Genomic DNA, 18255 nt, shown 5'->3' on the forward strand with positions numbered 1-18255 from the left:
GGCGGGGGTCCCCCGCCGACGCCGGTGCCGGTGGGAACAGGATCCGGCGGACCCTTGAGGGGGTCCGCCGGCTCCTACGACTACCCGGCTAGACGTGCGGGCGGTGGCCCGGCTCCTGGCGGGGGAAGTGCTGGTCGGCGCCGGGGAGGGTGGGCTTGGGCAGGGTGGCCACCTCCTGCTCGGCCTTGGCGAGCTGCGCGGCGGTCTCCGGCAGCCGCGGTGCCTTGCGCGGGTGCCGGTCGAACTGGAACGCCGAGGTCAGATTGCCGAAGGTGCGGCGGCGCCAGTCGGTGACGTTGGCGGCCCGCACCCCGGTGAAGCGCTCCAGGAACTGCAGCACCGAGGTGTGGTCGAAGGACTCGGAAGCCACCCAACCGCCCACCGTCCAGGGCGAAATGACGATGCAGGGGACCCGGAAGCCGCCGCCGACCGGCAGCCCGCCGACGAACTCACCCGCCGTGCCCGCCTTGGGGAAGGGCGGCGGGACGTGGTCGAACAGACCGTCGTTCTCGTCGTAGTTGAGGATGAACACGGTCTTGGCCCAGACCTCGGGGTTGGCCGCGATGGCCTCGATCTTGGAGGCGACGTAGTCCGCGCCCGCGGCGGGCAGGTAGTCGGGGTGCTCGGACTGGTAGCTGGTCGGCAGGATCCAGGAGACGGCCGGGAGCCGGTCGTTGCGGGCGTCGTCCTCGAAGGTGCCGTGCGGCTGCGCGGTCAGGCCCTTGTCGTAGAGCGGGTCGCCGGGCTTGGACTGCTGAAAGGTCTCGAACAGCGACAGCATGTCGGTGCCGTAGTTGTCGGTCTCCTGGTAGACCTTCCAACTCACGCCCGCCGCTTCCAACTGCTCGGCGTAGGTGGTGTAGGTCAGCGGGGTGGGCGCGGAGTTCTGGATGATCGGGCCGCCGTGGGTGCCGTCCGCGTCGATCGAACCGGTCATCCAGTACAGCCGGTTGGGCCAGGTCGGGCCCTGGACCGAGCAGAAGTAGTTGTCGCAGATGGTGAAGTTCTCAGCCAGCGCGAACTGGAACGGTATGTCCTCGCGGGTGTAGTAGCCCATCACATAGGGGCCGTTGACGCCGTCGGCCTTGCGGTGAGCGGGCAGCCATTGGTCCATCTTCCCGCCGTTCCAGGCCTGGTGCTGGACCGCCCAGGCGTGGCTGGTGGACGGGATGGCCTGGGCGCTGGTCTCGGTGGTGTCCAGGTGGAACGGCAGCAGGTAGCCGTCCGGGTTGACGCTGTCGGGCTGGTGGAACACGTCACGGCCGGTGCTGAGCCGCAGTGCGTGCGGGTCGCCGAAGCCGCGCACCCCGGACAGGGTGCCGAAGTAGTGGTCGAAGGAGCGGTTCTCCTGCATCAGCAGGACCACGTGCTTGACGTCACGGAGCGAGCCGCGGGCCGGGACCCCGGCCGCCACCGCCTGCTGCACAGTCGGCGGCAGCAGCGTCATCGCCGCGGCACCGCCCGCCACTCCCGCCGCTGAACCCAGCAGCCTGCGTCGAGTCATTCCTGACATGAGCGATTCCCTTTCGCCGTTCGCGATCGGACCGTGACGACTCTGGCCCACCCCACCGCCGGGGCGGGGGAGGCCGGGGATGAACAGCTGACAAATGTCAGGTACACGATCTATCAGGTACGGAAACGGAGCGGAAACTGCCCGGCCGGGGCACAGGGGCCCAGGTCCCGAAGCTGAGCCGACCGATCGTGTCCCGACCCTTCCCGGCAGGCCGGGGCCTTGTAAGACTGGCGCGGTGACGCACCCTCAGCAGAGAGGTTGATCCACGTGACGCTGCTTCCGCCGGGAATGCCCGCCCACCTGGACTATCCCGACTGCGCGGTGGGCGACATCCTCGCCGGGACCGCGCGCCGCTACCCGGACCGGACCGCCGTCCGCGACGGCGAGGAGTCACTGACCTACGCGGAACTGCACTGGCTGGCGCTGCGCCTGGCCGAGGGCCTGCGTCGGCGCGGCGTCCGTCCCGGCCAGGCGGTGGCGCTGCACCAGCCCAACTCACTGCGCTACACCCTCTGCTACTACGGGGTGCTGCTGGCCGGGGCGGCGGTCGCACCGCTCAGCCCGATGCTGCCCGCGGCGCTGCTGGCGGAGCACCTCGCCGAGGTGGACGCGGTCGCCGTGATCACCCACCCCGCCGTCGGCCCCCTGCTCGCGGCGGCGAGGGCGGCGGCCCCGCTCCCGGCCCTGCGCCTGGTCGCCGAGATCCCGGCCACCCACGCCGCTCCCGGCCCCACCAGCGGCGCCGACGGCACCGGGGTCTCAACTCCCGAATCTGGGATCAATCCTGACGTATCGTCAGCCCACCCTGTCACCGTCCCCTTCGCCGAGCTGGTCGACGTCCCCGCCGCGCCCGCGACCCCGGTGCCGAACACCGCGCCGGCTCACCTCTCCTTCACCGGCGGGACCACCGGGCGCTCCAAGGCGGTCCTGATCACCCACCGCAGCGTGGTCGCCAACGCGCTGCAGATGGGCTGCTGGCGTGCCGCCGCCCTGCCGCGGGTGGACCCGCAGGGCGGCCTCTACCTGGAACAGGTCCCGGACGCGATGGACCCGTCCACCGTCCCGCTCGGGCAGTCGGTGCTGCTGGCGGTCGCGCCGATGTTCCACGCGATGGGCCTGGGCACCCAGAACATCTGCACCCAGTCCGCGACCACGGTGGTGATCGCCGGACGGTTCGAGCCCGCCCGCTACCTCGCCGACCTGCAACGCTGGCGGGTGACCAGCCTCGGCGGTTCGCCCGCGCTCTACCACGCGCTGCTCGCCGTCCCGGAGATCGGCAAGGCCGACCTGTCCTCGGTCCGGCTGGTCAGCTCCGGCGCCGCCCCGCTGGACTCCGCCACCATGTCCCGGCTGCGCGAGCTGTTCCCGCAGGCCGCGATCACCGAGGGCTACGGGCTCACCGAGGCGACCATGGGCCTGACCGGCCACCCGCCGACCCCGGACGCACCGGCCCCGATCGGCAGCGTGGGCGTCCCGGTCTACGACACCGAGATCGAGATCCGCGACCCGGTCACCCGCGAGCCGCTGCCGTTCGGTGCGATCGGCGAGGTCTGGGCCCGCGGACCGCAGCTCGCCGAGGGCTACCACAACCACCCCGAGCTGACCGCCGAGCAGTTCGCCGACGGCTGGCTGCGCACCGGTGACCTGGGCCGGACCGACGCCGACGGCTGGCTGTTCCTGGTCGGCCGAGCGAAGGACATGCTGATCCACAACGGCTACAACGTCTACCCGGGGCCCCTGGAGGAGCTGTTGCACCGTCACCCCGCGGTCGCCGTGGCCGCGGTGGTCGGCGCGCCCGACCCGGTGGCCGGGGAGAACCCGGTCGCCTACGTGGTGCCCAGGGCCGGGTACGCCCCGTCGCCGGAACTCGCCGACGACCTGATCGCCCACGTCGCCGCCCAGGTCGCCCCCTACCAGCGGGTCCGTGCGGTGCACTTCCGCGCGGCGCTGCCGCTCTCGGCGGCGGGCAAGGTCCTGAAGACCGAGCTGCGCCGGAACGCTCCGGACCTGACCTGACCTGAGCTGGCCTGACCCGCGGCTGCTCCGCTGTCGGGCCGGGCTCGGGTCCGAAGCAGGACCCGGAGCGGCGCCCGGCCCGACGACTGCTCAGCCGCCCAGCGGCGGAAGGGAGTTGCGCCGCAGCACGTCGGCGTACCAGTGGGCGCTGGACTTGGGGATGCGGCGCTGGGTCGGGAAGTCGACGTACACCGCGCCGAAGCGCTTGCCGTAGCCGTAGGCCCATTCGAAGTTGTCCATCAGCGACCACAGGAAGTAGCCGCGGACGTCGGCGCCGTCGGCGATGGCCCGGCGGACCGCGTCCAGGTGGCCGTGCAGGTAGGCGATCCGCTCCGGGTCGCGGATCTCGCCCTCGGGGCTGACGTAGTCGTCGAAGGCCGCGCCGTTCTCGGTGATCATCAGCGGCAGCCGCGGGTAGCGCCGGCTGACGTCGGTGACCAGGTCGTAGAGCCCGGACGGGTCGACCGCCCAGCCCATCGCGGTGGTCGGGCCTGGGGCCTGGTGGTGCACCACGTCCTCCGAGCCCGGCCAGGGTGAATACTCACTCACCCCATGTGCGTCACTGCGCACCGCGCTCGCGCCGGCCCGGTCCGGGGCGGAGACCAGGGTCGGCGTGTAGTAGTTGATGCCGAGCCGGTCGATCGGGGCCGAGATCGCGGCCAGGTCGCCGGGGCGGACCAGGGCGTTCCAGTCGACCAACGCGGCGGTGTCCTGGCACAGGTCGGCGGGGTAACTGCCGTCCAGGATCGGGCCGGTGAAGATCCGGTTGCCGACCGCGTCGATCCGCCGGGCGGCGTCCAGGTCGGCCGGGCTCTGGCTGAACGGCCGCACCTGGTGCAGGTTGAGGGTGATCGAGGTCTGTGCCGAGGAGCCGAGCCGGGCCCGGATCGCCGCGATCGCGCGACCGTGCGCCAGGTTGAGGTGGTGCGCCGAACGCAGCGCGTCCGGGCCATGGGTGCGTCCGGGGGCGTGCACGCCGGAGCCGTAGCCCAGATAGGCGCTGCACCAGGGCTCGTTGAGGGTGGTCCACAGGGCGACCCGGTCGCCGAGCGCGTCGGCCATGATGGCGGCGTACTCGCCGAAGCGCTCGGCGGTGTCGCGCACCGGCCAGCCGCCGGCGTCCTCCAACTCCTGCGGCAGGTCCCAGTGGTAGAGGGTGGCGACCGGGGCGACCCCGGCCTCCAGCAGCTCATCCACCAGACGGCGGTAGAAGTCGAGGCCGCGCTCGACGGCCGGGCCGCGGCCGGTCGGCTGCACCCGGGACCAGGAGATCGAGAAGCGGTACGCCTGCAACCCCAACTCCGCCATCAGCGCGACGTCGTCGCGGTAGCGGTGGTAGTGGTCGGCCGCGATGTCGCCGGTGTCGCCGTTGCGGACCCGGCCCGGGGTGTGGCTGAAGGTGTCCCAGATCGAGGGGGTCCGGTCGTCCTCCGCCGCGCCGCCCTCGATCTGGTAGGCGGCGGTGGCCGCGCCCCAGACGAAGCCGGTGGGGAAGGGAAGCCGCCGCTCCTGCTCGGCGGTGGCCGGGGTGGCCCGGCCGGCCGGACCGGTGGCCAGGTCGGTCCGGAGGTGAGGGGGTGTCATACGGGAGCGCTCCCAGTGGTCTGGTCGTGGATGGACAGTACGGCGGGAAGGAGTCCGGGGCGGAAGGGTCCGTGGAGGACGGGCGGGGGTCCGATCCGGGTCAGGGCCGGTCGGCCGACGCGGGCCGCGCTGGGCACGGACCGACCCAGGACGGCCCCCGCCGCGCCCCCGCCACCCCCCGCCCCCGGGGCGTCAGCCCTTCAGCGCTCCCTGCATCACGCCCCCGACGATCTGCTTGCCGAAGATCGCGAAGGCGACCAGCAGCGGCACGGTCGCGATCACCGCGCCCGCCATCACCACCGCCTCGTTGACCGTGTAGCCGCCGCCGATGCTGGCCAGCGCCACCTGCAGGGTCGGACTGCCGTTGGTGGACAGCGCGATGATCGGCCAGAGGAAGTCGTTCCAGGACTGCACGAAGGTCAGCATCGCCAGCACCGCCATGGCCGGCCGGGCCGCCGGGAAGACCACGTGCCAGACGATCCGCAGCGAGCTGGCGCCGTCCATCCGGGCCGCTTCCAACAGCTCGTCGGGCAGCGCCTCGACCAGGTACTGCCGCATGAAGAACACGCCGAAGGCGGTGACCAGGCTGGGCAGGATCACCGACTGCAGCTGGTTGGTCCAGTGCAGCTTGGCGATGATCTGGAACAGCGGGATGACGCTGATCTGCGGCGGCACCGCGATGGTGGCGATGACGAAGACCAGCAGCGCGTTCCGCCCGGTGAACTTCAGCTTGGCGAAGGCGAATCCGGCGAAGGTCGCGAACAGCACCGTGGACGCGGTGACCGCACTGGCCACGATCACCGAGTTGATCATCGCGGTGCCCAGCGTGGTCCCGCCCTGGAGGTCCCACACTGCACGCAGGTTGGTGAACAGGTTCCCGCCCGGCACCAGCGGCGGCGGGGTCTGCGCGATCCGGGTCTGCGAGGTGGAGGCCGCCACGATGGCGAAGTACAGCGGGAACAGCGACAGCAGCGCGACCACCGAGAGGATCAGATAGGTGAGCGGCCCGCCGTGCTGCTGCCGTCCGGCGCCCTGCTTGAACACGTTCCGGCGCGACCCGCGGGTCCGGCCGGCGGCGCCGGCCCGGTCGGCCCGTCCCGCGTTCGAGGCGGGCGAGGCGGGCGAGGCAGTCGAGGTAGTAGTCATGGTGTCCCGTCTCCCCGTCAGGCGGACTTGCGGAGGCGCCGGGCGATCAGGGCGTTGAGTCCGCCCAGGACCACGGCGATGAAGAAGATGACCCAGCCGATGGCGGCGGCGCGGCCCAGGTGCTCGGCGTTGAACGCGATCCGGTACATGTAGAGCGCGAGCGTCGAGTACTGGTTGTCCGAGCCGCCGTTGATGCCGACCCCGCCGTTGCCGAACAGCAGCGGCTCGCCGAAGAGCTGCAGCGAGCCGATGGCCGAGACCACCGCCGTGAACAGGATCGTCGGCCGCAGCGCCGGGACGGTGACGTTGCGGAACTGCGCCCAGCGGCCCGCCCCGTCCAGCGCGGCGGCCTCGTACAGCTCGCCGGGGACGGCCTGCATCGCGGCCAGGTAGATCAGCGTGTTGTAGCCGGTCCAGCGCCACATCACGATCGAGGCCACCGCGAACTGCGAGGTCCAGGTGCCCGGTTCCCAGGCGATCGGGTGGATGCCGACGAAGTGCAGCAGGTAGTTGACGAAGCCGGCGTCGTTCTGGCCGAAGATGAACTGGAAGATCAGCGCCGCCGCGGCGACCGAGGTGGCGTAGGGGGCGAGCAGCGCGACCCGGAAGAAGGCCCGGCCGCGCAGCTTGTAGTTGAGCAGGTGGGCCAGGCCCATCGCGATCAGCAGCTGCGGCACCGCCGAGAGCAGGCCGATGGTCAGCGTGTTCCGCAGCGACTTCAGGAACACCGGGTCGTGGAACAGCATCGTGTAGTTGTCGGTGCCGCTCCAGGTCATCTGGTTCGGCGTCAGCGTGCTGACCGCGTGCAGCGACACCCAGCCGGTGTAGACCAGCGGAAACAGCCCGAACACCAGGAACAGCAGGAAGAACGGCGAGATGAAGGCGTACGGCGCGAGCTTCACGTCGAGCCGGTAGCGGCGGCTGCGCCGGGCCTGCCGCCGCGCCTCCCTGCCGTCCTGGTCGGCGAGCGGCGGGGACGGTGGTGCGGGAGCGCTGCTGCCCGCTGTGCTGATGGAGCTGGCCACGATCGGCGTCCTTCCCGGGTGAGGTCGGTTGAGGGGTCTGGTCGGTCGGGGCCGGATCGGGCATCCGACACGGGTCGGGGCCGCCCCGGCTGGGGGCGGCCCCGGAAGGCGTCAGCCCGTGGTGTCGGTCTTGATCTGGGTCATGGTCGCGTTCCAGGCGTCGGACGGGCTCTTGCCCTTCTGCTCCATCAGCAGGATGCCGTTGCCCATGTCATTGCGGATCACACCGTCGTACTGGCCGATCGGCGACTGCGGGATGGCCTTGGCGGCATCGGCGAAGATCTTGCCGATCGGCGCGTTCGACAGGAACGCGTTGGTCGCGCTGGCCACCGCCGGGTCGCTGTACGCGGTGACGTTGGACGGGAAGGCGCCGACGCTCGGGGTGGTGAAGATCTTCGCCTCCTGCGGGCCGTCGGTCAGCCACTGCACCAGCGCCTCGGCCTCGGCCTTGTGCTTGCCCTGCGACGGGACGGTCAGGTACGAGCCGCCCCAGTCCGAGGGCATCGGGGCGGTGGCGATGTTCCACACCCCGCTGTTCTTCGGGCCGGAGTTGTTGACGATGTTGGCCATCTGCCAGGCCGGGCAGATGGTGGTGGCGAAGGTGTTGTTGGCGAAGCCCGCGTTCCACTGCGGGGAGAACTGGGCGATGCCCCCGGTCTCCTTCAGCGCCACGGCGCTGCCGGCCAGGTTCCAGGCGGACTTGACCGCCGGGTTGCTGTCGTAGACCGGCTTGCCCGAGGCGTCGTAGTACTGCTGCGCGCCGCTGCCGACGATGCTGTTGAACAGGCCCTCGCCGCTGTCCAGGAAGTGGGTGCCCTTGGGCGCGTTCTGCTGGTACTTCTTGCCGACCACGTTGACGAAGTTGTCCCAGCTGCCGGTCCACAGCGCCGCGACCGCGGTCGGGTCGGTGGGCAGGCCGGCCGCCTTGAACAGCTTGGTGTTGTAGCAGACCGCCTCCGGGCCGATGTCGGTGCCGAGGCCCACCGTCTTCTTGTCCGCGGTGGTGCCCTGGGCCCACTTGAACGGGGCCCAGTTGGCGGAGGAGACGCCGGAGACCTTGGACAGGTCCTCGAAGTCGCCGGCCAGCGTGGTGGTGACCTGGCCCATCCGGGAGACGTCGAACGCCTGGATGTCGTCGGCGCCGGAACCGGCGGCGATGTGCTGCTGGGTGGCGTTCCAGTAGTTCTGCTCGTTGCTGTTGTTGTCCTCGACGATCTTGATGTTCGGGTGCAGCTTCATGTAGGCGGCGTAGAGGTCGGCACCCTTCTCGTTGTAGCCGAAGGTTCCGAAGTCCCCGACCTTGAGAGTGATGGTGCCGCCCGCGGCGGAGGAACCACCGCCGGTGGCCGAGCCACTGCCGCTGCTGCCGCAGGCGGCCAGAAGCAGGGTGCTCGCCGCGAGCGCCGTGGTGGCGACGGCCGCGCGGCGGATTCTGGCGCCGGAACGGCCAGTGTGGGAAGTGCGCATTCCACTCTCCTCGGAAGGGGTCAACGTCGTTGTCGGGTCGTACGCGCTTGCTGTATGGGAGCGCTCCCACTTTGCTGCTAGACCAGTGGGAGCGCTCCCACTCGGTGCGTGCAGCCTGCTGCTTCCAGGGACCGGGTGTCAAGACTGGACTGCCGTTCTGTTGCCGGAGTGTGTCCTAAGGGCCATGAATGTTTCACGAACCCGGCCGCCATCTCCGGAGAATCCCCAGCTCAGCGGGTTGCCCCCAGCCTGGTCGGACGCAAACGGCCGGGGTACGGCCACAATGGGTCCCCACAGCACGCCAGCACGGCAGGGCCGGCCCAGCAGACGCCGGCACGGAACCCCGCACCCGGAAGGTGAGCCATGAGCCGAGCCGCAGACGGACCCGCGCCGAGGGGGCCCGCCCGCCTCCCGACCCTGGAGGCCGTGGCCGAACGCGCCGGTGTCGGCCGCGGCACCGTCTCCCGGGTCATCAACGACTCCCCCCGGGTCAGCGAGCGGGCCAAGGCCGCGGTGCAGCAGGCCATCTCCGAGCTCGGCTACGTGCCCAACCGGGCCGCCCGCACCCTGGTCACCCGGCGCACCGACTCGGTCGCGCTGGTGGTCCCCGAGGCCGAGACCCGGCTGTTCTCCGAGCCGTACTTCTCCGAGATCATCCGGGGCGTGGCGGCCGAGCTGTCCGACACCAACATGCAGCTGCTGCTGATCCTGGTGCGCACCGACCAGGAGCGGGACCGGCTCGCCGACTACCTCGGCGCGCACCGGGTGGACGGGGTGCTCATGGTCTCGGTGCACTCCGACGACCCGCTGCCCGACCTGCTGGAACGCCTGGGCATCCCGGCGGTGCTCGGCGGTCGGCGCTCCGACCTGGAGCCGCTCAGCTATGTGCACTCGGACAACCTGGGCGGCGCCAGGACCGCGGTGCGGCACCTGCTCAGCCGGGGCTGCGCCAAGGTGGCCACCATCACCGGCCCGCTGGACATGGAGGTCGCCCGAGCCCGGCTCGACGGCTACCGGCGGGCCCTGGAGGAGGCCGGACTCCCCTACCGGGAGGAGCTGGTCGGCCTCGGCGACTTCACCGAGACCGCGGGCCACCGGGTGATGGGCGAGCTGCTGGAGCGCTGCCCGGACCTGGACGCGGTCTTCGCCGCCTCCGACCTGATGGCCGCCGCCGCGATGCGGGTGCTGCGGCAGGCCGGCCGCCGGGTCCCGGAGGACGTCGCGGTGGTCGGCTTCGACGACTCGGCCATCGCCCGGCACACCGACCCGCCGATGACCAGCGTGCGCCAGCCGACCGAGGAGATGGGACGGGTGATGGCCCGGCTGCTGCTGGACCAGATCGCCGCACCGGAGCGCACCCACCAGCAGATCGCCCTGGCCACCGACCTGGTGGTGCGCACCTCGGCCTGACGTTGCGTCAATCCTACTGCCAGGAAAGGATCACGGCTCGAACCGGTAGCCCAGGCCGGGTTCGGTCAGCAGGTGCCGCGGGTGGGCCGGGTCGCGTTCCAGCTTGCGGCGCAGGCCGGAGAGGTAGACCCGGAGGTAGTTCGTCCTGGACTCGTAGCCGGGGCCCCAGACCTGGAGCAGCAGGTGGGGGCCGGTCACCAGCCGTCCCGGGTGCTGCAGCAGCACGGTCAGGATGCGCCACTCGGTCGGGGTGAGCCGCAGTGCCTCCCCGCGCCGCCCGTCCCCGGCGCCTCCCGCGCCGCCCGGATGCCCTGCGCTGCCCGCGTCCCCGGCACCGCCCGCGGCACGGGGCGTCGGCCGGACCGTGCAGCCGGCCAGGTCGACGGTCCAGTCGCCGATCACCACGCCCGCGCCGGCGCGCTCCCCCGCCGCGGGGCGGCGCAGTACCACGCGCAGCCGGGCCAGCAGCTCGTTCATCGAGAACGGCTTGGTGACGTAGTCGTCGGCCCCGGCGTCCAGCGCGGCTATCTTGTCGGCCGCGCCGCTCCGCCCGGAGAGCACGATGACCGGCACCGCACTCCACACCCGCAGCGCGCTGATCACCTCGATGCCGTCCAGGTCGGGCAGGCCCAGGTCGAGGATGATCGCGTCCGGGGGCGTCCGGACCGCCGCGTCCAGGGCGCGCGGGCCGTCCGGGGCGGTGGCCACGGTGTACTGGCGGGCCTGCAGGTTGATCTGCAACGCGCGCAGCAGCTGCGGTTCGTCGTCGACGATCAGCACCCGGGTCACGACGGGTCGGCCGGCAGGGTGAGCACCATGGTCAGGCCGCCGCCGGGGGTGTCCTCCGGGGCCAGCGTGCCGCCCATGGCCTCGGCGAGCCCGCGGGAGAGAGCAAGGCCTAGGCCGACGCCGGAGCCGTTGTCGGTGTCGCCGAGCCGCTGGAACGGCAGGAACACCCGCTCCCGGTCGTCCGCGGGGAGCCCGGGGCCGTGGTCCACCACCCGCACCTCGACCTGGCCGGCCAGTGCGCTCGCGATGACCAGCACCGGGACCCCGCCGCTGTGCCGCAGCGCGTTGGCGACCAGGTTGGCGACCACCCGTTCCAGCAGCGGGCCGTCCGCGAGCACCGCGGGGGCCCGGTCCAGGCCGTGCGACCGAACGTCCGGGCGCGGCCCCTCGGCGTCCGGGCGCGGCCCCTCGGCCAGCGAGTGGACGGCGGCGGACAGCACGTCCTCGAGTGCGGTGGCCCGCAGGTCCAGCGGCAGCGCCCCGGCCTGCAGGCGGCTCATGTCGAGCAGGTTGTCGACCAGGCGGTTCAGCCGGCCCAGCGACTCCTCCGCCCCGGCCAGCAGCTCCTGCTGGTCCTCGGCCGAGAACTCGACGTCCTTGCTGCGCAGCGAGCTGACCGAGGCCATCGCCACCGCCAGCGGGGTGCGCAGGTCGTGGCTGACCGCGGCGAGCAGCGCGGTGCGCATCCGGTCGGCGGCCTTCACCGGCTCGATCTCGGCGGCGATCTCCGCGGCGACCTCGGCCAGGTGGGCCCGGTCCAGGGCGACCGCGACATGCGCGGCGAAGGCGGCGAGCACCCGCCGGTCGGCGGCCGGCAGCGGGCGTCCGCAGAGCAGCAGCACCGCGTCGTCGCCGACCGGCACCTCCTCCACGGCCTGGGCCGACACCGGGTCGGCGGGCCGTTCGCCGACGGCTGTCCGGCGCGGCCCCACCTGGGCGATCTCCTCGCGCCGGGCCGGCTCGTCCAGGTAGGTGCCGTCGTCCTCCGGGGTGCGGCGCAGCAGGGCGACCGAGTCCATGCCGAAGGTCTCGCGGAGCCGGGTGAGCAGCGCCTCGATCGCGCTCTGCCCGCCCAGCACGCTTCCGGCCAGCGCGGACAGGGTCTCCGCCTCGGCGGTGGCCCGCGCCGCACGCCGGGCCAGCCGGGCGGCCCGGTCGACCACCACGGCGACGACGACCGCGACCGCGGCGAAGACCAGCAGCGCCAGCACGTTGTTGCCGTCGTAGATGGTGAACCGGTGGATCGGCGGGATGAAGTAGTAGTTGAGCAGCAGTGAGGCGGTCAGCGAGGCCAGCAGCGCCGAGGTGACGCCGCCGAGCAGCGCCACGCCGACCACGGCTACCAGGAAGACGAGTATGTCGCTGGTGAGGTTGACCGCGCCCCGGGTCTGGCTGAGCAGCAGGGTCAGCAGCACCGGAGCCACCAGACCGGCCAGCGGTCCGGTGATCCGCCGGACCGGTGAGTGCAGCCGTCCGGGGACCGGCAGCCGCCGTCCGCGGCCGGACTGCTCATGGGTGACCATGTGCACGTCGATGTCACCGGACAGTGCGGTGATGGTCTCGCCGATGCCGCGGCCGGTCAGCGCGCGGACCAGGGTGCCGCGGCGGCTGGTGCCCAGTACCAGCTGGGTGGCGTTCTCGGCGCGGGCGAAGTCGATCAGCGCGGCCGGGACCGAGTCGCCGACCACCGAGTGGTAGCTGCCGCCGAGGCTCTCCACCAGCCGCCGCTGGGCCGCCAGCGCGGCCGGGTTGGCGTCGGCCAGGCCGTCGCTGCGGGCGACGTGCACGGCGAGCAGGTCGCCGCCGGGCCGGAGGGAGGTGCGGCGCAGATCGTCCCGGGCCGGGGCGGCGGCGGAGGACGGGCGGGCGATCCGGGAGGCGCGGCGGATCAGGGTCTCCCCCTCGGGGCCGCCGGTGAGCGCGACCACGACCCGCTCGCGGGTCTCCCAGACGCTCGCGATGCCGTGCTCGGCACGGTAGTTCTGCAGCCCCTCGTCCACCCGTCCGGCCAGCCAGAACAGCGCCAGTTCGCGCAGCGCGGTGAGGTTGCCGACCCGGAAGTAGTGCGAGAGCGCCGCGTCGACCTTCTCCGGGGCGTAGATGCTGCCGTGGGCCATCCGCCGGCGCAGGCCCTCGGGGGCGACGTCCACCAGCTCGATCTGGTCGGCACGGCGGACCACTTCGTCCGGGACGGTCTCCCGCTGCGGCACCCCGGTGATCTTCTGCACCACGTCGTTGAGCGACTCCAGGTGCTGGATGTTGACGGTGGTGAGCACGTCGATCCCGGCGTCCAGCAGCTCCTGGACGTCCTGCCAGCGCTTGGCGTGCCGCCCGCCGGGGGTGTTGGTGTGCGGCAGCTCGTCGACCAGGGCGACCTCGGGACGGCGGGCCAGCGCGGCGTCCAGGTCCAGCTCCGGGAACTCGGCGCCGCGGTAGCGGCGGGGCAGCCGGGGCAGCACCTCCAGCCCTTCCAGCATCTCCACGGTGCTGCGGCGGCCGTGGCACTCCACGAAGGCGACCACCACGTCGGTGCCGCGCTCCCGGCGGCGGCGGGCCTCGTCCAGCATCCGGTAGGTCTTGCCGACGCCGGGGGCGGCGCCGAGGAAGACCTTCAACCGCCCCTGCCTGCCGCTCCCGCGCGGGTAGGTCGAGGGCGGAGGTACGGGCGGCGCCGCGGACGGGGACGGAGGGAACGGGGGCGGCGGGGACGAGGGCTGCTCCTGCTGCGGTGCCACCGTGGGGTCCTTCCTTGGAGAACGGTCGCTCGGATCCACCGGACGTATTGCCGGTCCGACCGCACCGGGACGGCTTCCCGGTGCGGTCGGACCACCTCGGTACGGGCCGCGTCAGCCCAGCTCGGTGAGGGCGAGGTTGAGCCGCAGCACGTCGACCCGGGGCTCGCCGAGGAAGCCGAGGGTGCGGCTCTGCGTGTACTTCCGCACCAGCGACCGGACCTGATCGTCGGTCAGGCCGCGGGCCCGGGCGACCCGGTCGACCTGGATCGCGGCGTAGGCCGGGCTGATGTCCGGGTCGAGCCCGGAGCCCGACTCGGTGATCGCGTCGGCCGGTACCCGGCTCTCGCTCACCCCGTCGAACGTCGCGATGGCGGCTTTGAGCTGGGTGTAGGTGGTCGCCAGGTCGGCGTCATCGGTGCCCTTGTTGCTGCCGGCCGAGGCGGCCGGGTCGTACCCGTCCGCGCCCGCGGCCGAGGGCCGGGACTGGAACAGCTTGGGGTCGGGGCTGACGGTCTTGCCGTCCTTGCCGACGACCGTGAAGTTCTGGCCGATCAGCGAGGACCCGACCACCTTGCCGCTGCTGTCCTTCACCAGCGAGCCGTTGGCCTGCGTGGAGAACGCGACCTGGGAGACGCCGGTGATCACCAGCGGGTAGGCCAGACCGCAGAGCACGGTGAACAGCAGCAGCAGCCGCAGTCCGGTCAGATGGTTCCGCACCGGGGTGGGAAGGGGTTTAGCCATGATGTGTCACACCACTTCTCTCTCAGTGCTTCTCAGTGCAGACCGGGGATGAACTGGACGACCAGGTCGATCGCCTTGATCCCCACGAAGGGCAGGATCAGCCCGCCGACCCCGTACAGCCCGAGGTTGCGGCGCAGCAGCGACTGGGCCGAGGAGGGCTTGTAGCGGACGCCGCGCAGGGCCAGCGGGATAAGCCCGATGATGATCAGCGCGTTGAAGACGATCGCCGAGGTGATCGCGGACTTGGGGCTGTCCAGCGCCATGATGTTGAGGTGGCGCAGGCCGGGATAGACGCTGGCGAACATGGCCGGGATGATCGCGAAGTACTTGGCCACGTCGTTGGCGATGGAGAACGTGGTCAGCGCGCCGCGGGTGATCAGCAACTGCTTGCCGATCTCCACGATCTCGATCAGCTTGGTGGGGTTGGAGTCCAGGTCCACCATGTTCCCGGCCTCCTTGGCGGCCGAGGTCCCGGTGTTCATGGCCACGCCCACGTCGGCCTGGGCCAGCGCCGGGGCGTCGTTGGTGCCGTCCCCGGTCATCGCGACCAGCTTGCCGCCGGACTGCTCCTTCTTGATCAGGGCCATCTTGTCCTCGGGGGTGGCCTCGGCGAGGAAGTCGTCGACGCCGGCCTCCTCGGCGATGGCAGCGGCCGTCAGCGGGTTGTCGCCGGTGATCATGACCGTCTTGATGCCCATTGCCCGCAGGTCCTCGAAGCGCTGCTTGATGCCGGGCTTGACCACGTCCTTGAGGTAGATCACGCCGAGCACCCGGGCCGGTTCCGAACCCCGCTTCTCGGCCACCACCAGCGGGGTTCCGCCGCGGTGGGAGATCCGCTCGACCGCGACGTCCAGCTCGTTGCCGGTGCTGCCGCCGTTGTCGCGGACCCAGCCGGCCACCGATCCGGCCGCGCCCTTGCGGATCGCGTGGATTCCTGACGGCTCGTCAAGATCGACCCCGGACATCCGGGTCTGCGCGGTGAACTCGATCCAGGCGGCATGCCCCAGCTCGCCCTGCGCCCGCTCGCGCAGCCCGTACCCCTCCTTCGCCAGGACGACGATGGAGCGGCCCTCGGGGGTCTCGTCGGCGAGGGACGAGAGCTGGGCAGCATCCGCCAGTTGACGGTCCGTCACGGTGCCGACCGGCAGGAACTCGGCGGCCTGGCGGTTGCCGAAGGTGATGGTGCCGGTCTTGTCCAGCAGCAGGGTGGAGACGTCGCCCGCGGCCTCGACCGCGCGGCCGGACATCGCCAGCACATTGCGCTGCACCAGCCGGTCCATCCCGGCGATGCCGATCGCCGAGAGCAGCGCCCCGATGGTGGTCGGGATCAGCGCCACCAGCAGCGCGACCAGCACGATGATGGTCTGCTCGGCCCCGGCGTAGGTGGCCATCGGCTGCAGGGTGACCACCGCGAGCAGGAACACCACGGTCAGCGACGCGAGCAGGATGTTCAGCGCGATCTCGTTCGGCGTCTTCTGCCGGGAGGCGCCCTCGACCAGGGCGATCATGCGGTCGATGAAGGTCTTGCCGGGCTCGGAGGTGATCTTCACCACGATCCGGTCGGACAGCACCTTGGTGCCGCCGGTGACCGCCGAGCGGTCGCCGCCGGACTCCCGGATCACCGGCGCGGACTCGCCGGTGATGGCGGACTCGTCCACCGAGGCGACGCCTTCGACCACGTCGCCGTCGCCGGGGACGACCTGTCCGGCCTCGACGACCACGAGGTCGCCGAGCCGCAGGTCCGCCGCGGCCACCTCGGCCTCGGCGACGTTCACCGCGCCGGGGCTCCAGGGGCCCTGGACCCTGCGGGCCACGGTGTCGGTCTTGGTCTTGCGCAGGGTGTCGGCCTGCGCCTTGCCGCGGCCCTCGGCGACCGCCTCGGCCAGGTTGGCGAAGACCACGGTCAGCCAGAGCCAGACGGTGATCACCCAGGCGAAGACGCTGGGCTTCTCGATCGCGGAGACCGTGGTCAGCACCGAGCCGATCTCGACCACGAACATGACCGGGCTCTTGACCATGACCCGGGGGTCGAGCTTCCTGACCGCGTCGGGGAAGGAGGTGAGCAGCTGCTTCGGGTCCAGCAGGCCCGCGGACAAGCGGTGTCCGGCCTCGGGCTCGACGGACTCCGGTAGTGCTTCGGGAGTCTTGAGAGTGGGGGTGGACATCAGTGGAGGCCTTCCGCGAGCGGCCCGAGTGCCAGGGCCGGGAAGTAGGTGAGTCCGACGACGATCAGGATCACGCCGGAGAGCATGCCGACGAACAGCGGACTGGTCGTCCTGAGCGTGCCCGCGCTCTCGGGGACGGGCTGCTGCCTGGCCAGCGATCCGGCCAGGGCGAGGACGAACACCATCGGCAGGAAGCGGCCGAACAGCATGGCCAGGCCGAGCGCGGTCTGCCAGTGCGGGGAGGTGACGGTGATCCCGGCGAACGCCGAGCCGTTGTTGTTGGCCGCCGAGGTGAAGGCGTACAGCACCTCGGAGAAGCCGTGCGGCCCGGTGTTGTTCATCCCGCCGCCGTGGCCCGCCTTCAGCGACATCGCCAGGCCGGTGCCGCAGAGCACGATCGCCGGGGTGGTCAGGATGTAGAGGGAGGCGAACTTCATCTCCCGCGCGCCGAGCTTCTTGCCCAGGTACTCGGGGGTGCGGCCGACCATCAGACCGGCCACGAAGACGGTGACCACGGCCAGGATCAGGATCCCGTAGAGGCCGGATCCGGTGCCGCCGGGGGCGATCTCACCGAACATCATGTTCAGGATCGTCATACCGCCGCCGAGCGGGGTGAACGAGTCGTGCATCGAGTTCACCGCGCCGGTGGAGGTCAGCGTGGTCGAGGCGGCGAACAGGGACGATCCGGGGATGCCGAAGCGGACCTCCTTGCCCTCCATCGCGGCGCCCGCGATCTGCGAGGCGACACCGGAGTGCTGGTGCTCGAAGAAGGTGATCAGCGCGGCCGAGGCGACCCAGTACAGGCCCATCACCGAGAGGACGGTGTAGCCCTGCCTGTGGCTGCCGACCATCTTGCCGAAGGTCCGGCAGAGCGCGAACGAGATCACCAGGAGCAGGTAGATCTCCAGCAGGTTGGTGAAGGGGTTGGGGTTCTCGAACGGGTGCGCGGAGTTGGCGTTGTAGAAGCCGCCGCCGTTGGTCCCCAGTTCCTTGATGACCTCCTGCGAGGCCACCGGGCCGCCGGGGACGGACTGCGTCCCGCCGGAGAGGGTCGGGTAGAGGTGCGCGACGTGCAGGTTCTGCACCACGCCGCCGGCCACCAGCACCAGCGCGAAGACGATCGAGATCGGCAGCAGCACCCGGAGCACGATCCGGGTCAGGTCCACCCAGAAGTTGCCCAGGTGGTCGGTCCTGTTCCGGGTGAAGCCTCGGATCAGCGCGGCCAGCACCGCGATACCGACGGCGGCGGACAGGAAGTTCTGCACCGCCAGGCCGCCCATCTGCACCAGGTGGCCCATGGTCGACTCACCGGAGTACGACTGCCAGTTGGTGTTGGTGACGAAGGAGGCCGCGGTGTTCCAGGCCATCGCCGGGGAGACCGCGGGAAAGCCCAGGGACAGCCAGAGGTGCTCCTGCAGCCGTTGGAAGCCGTAGAGGAACAGCACCGAGACGAAGGAGAAGGCCAGGACGCTGCGCAGATAGGCGCCCCAGGTCTGATCGGCGTCGCCGTCGACGCCGATCAGCTTGAAGATGCCGCGCTCCACCCGGAAGTGCCTGCGCGAGGTGAGGGTGTGCGCGATGTAGTCGCCGAGCGGCCGGTAGGACAGCGCGAGCGCGCCGACCAGGGCCAGGGCCTGCAGAAAGCCCGCAAGAGTGGAGTTCAT

At 71.5% G+C, this 18255-nt stretch carries 12 protein-coding genes; 2 read left to right on the top strand and 10 right to left on the bottom strand.

What is annotated here, in order from left to right; genetic code table 11:
- Positions 1–88 precede the first annotated feature (88 nt).
- A complete protein-coding gene (locus tag ACEZDE_RS21060) occupies positions 89–1513 on the bottom strand; it encodes an alkaline phosphatase family protein (protein ID WP_380538076.1) in 1425 nt (474 codons plus the stop codon).
- A gap of 267 nt (positions 1514–1780) precedes the next feature.
- On the opposite strand from ACEZDE_RS21060, the gene ACEZDE_RS21065 reads away from it, so the two are divergent.
- Positions 1781–3529 carry a class I adenylate-forming enzyme family protein gene (locus tag ACEZDE_RS21065; protein WP_380538078.1) on the top strand — a complete coding sequence of 583 codons (1749 nt, stop codon included), beginning with the start codon at positions 1781–1783 and terminating at the stop codon, positions 3527–3529.
- A gap of 90 nt (positions 3530–3619) precedes the next feature.
- Here the strand turns inward: ACEZDE_RS21065 and ACEZDE_RS21070 are convergent, their stop codons facing one another.
- From ACEZDE_RS21070 to ACEZDE_RS21085, 4 genes are all read right to left on the bottom strand, one after another.
- Positions 3620–5113 carry a GH1 family beta-glucosidase gene (locus tag ACEZDE_RS21070; protein WP_380538080.1) on the bottom strand — a complete coding sequence of 498 codons (1494 nt, stop codon included), beginning with the start codon at positions 5111–5113 and terminating at the stop codon, positions 3620–3622.
- A gap of 192 nt (positions 5114–5305) precedes the next feature.
- A complete protein-coding gene (locus ACEZDE_RS21075; protein ID WP_380538082.1) occupies positions 5306–6259 on the bottom strand; it encodes a carbohydrate ABC transporter permease in 954 nt (317 codons plus the stop codon).
- Positions 6260–6276: 17 nt separating this feature from the next.
- Positions 6277–7284, bottom strand: coding sequence for a carbohydrate ABC transporter permease (locus tag ACEZDE_RS21080; protein ID WP_380538085.1), 1008 nt, complete (start codon positions 7282–7284; stop codon positions 6277–6279).
- A 111-nt stretch (positions 7285–7395) separates the two neighbouring features.
- Positions 7396–8751: an ABC transporter substrate-binding protein gene (locus ACEZDE_RS21085; protein ID WP_380538087.1), complete on the bottom strand. Its 1356-nt coding sequence runs from the start codon at positions 8749–8751 to the stop codon at positions 7396–7398.
- Between the two features lie 363 nt (positions 8752–9114).
- On the opposite strand from ACEZDE_RS21085, the gene ACEZDE_RS21090 reads away from it, so the two are divergent.
- A complete protein-coding gene (locus ACEZDE_RS21090; protein ID WP_380538089.1) occupies positions 9115–10161 on the top strand; it encodes a LacI family DNA-binding transcriptional regulator in 1047 nt (348 codons plus the stop codon).
- 30 nt (positions 10162–10191) lie between these two features.
- Here ACEZDE_RS21090 and ACEZDE_RS21095 read toward each other — a convergent pair whose 3' ends face one another.
- The 5 genes from ACEZDE_RS21095 to kdpA form a co-directional block, all read right to left on the bottom strand.
- Positions 10192–10950, bottom strand: a complete 759-nt coding sequence (locus tag ACEZDE_RS21095; RefSeq protein ID WP_380538091.1) for a response regulator — start codon at positions 10948–10950, stop codon at positions 10192–10194.
- Positions 10947–13565 (bottom strand): sensor histidine kinase, encoded by a 2619-nt coding sequence (locus ACEZDE_RS21100; protein WP_380538348.1) that lies wholly within the window; start codon positions 13563–13565, stop codon positions 10947–10949. Before ACEZDE_RS21100 ends, ACEZDE_RS21095 begins: the two co-directional genes overlap by 4 nt.
- Before the next feature lie 231 nt (positions 13566–13796).
- Positions 13797–14426, bottom strand: coding sequence for a potassium-transporting ATPase subunit KdpC (kdpC, locus tag ACEZDE_RS21105; RefSeq protein WP_380538093.1), 630 nt, complete (start codon positions 14424–14426; stop codon positions 13797–13799).
- A 32-nt stretch (positions 14427–14458) separates the two neighbouring features.
- Positions 14459–16591 carry a potassium-transporting ATPase subunit KdpB gene (gene kdpB, locus ACEZDE_RS21110; RefSeq protein ID WP_380538095.1) on the bottom strand — a complete coding sequence of 711 codons (2133 nt, stop codon included), beginning with the start codon at positions 16589–16591 and terminating at the stop codon, positions 14459–14461.
- Positions 16591–18255 carry a potassium-transporting ATPase subunit KdpA gene (kdpA, locus tag ACEZDE_RS21115; protein ID WP_380538097.1) on the bottom strand — a complete coding sequence of 555 codons (1665 nt, stop codon included), beginning with the start codon at positions 18253–18255 and terminating at the stop codon, positions 16591–16593. The genes kdpB and kdpA overlap by 1 nt, the downstream gene beginning before the upstream one ends.

Origin of the sequence: Streptacidiphilus cavernicola, assembly GCF_042510955.1 — a bacterium.
In the GTDB taxonomy this organism is placed as follows: Bacteria; Actinomycetota; Actinomycetes; order Streptomycetales; family Streptomycetaceae; genus Streptacidiphilus; species Streptacidiphilus cavernicola.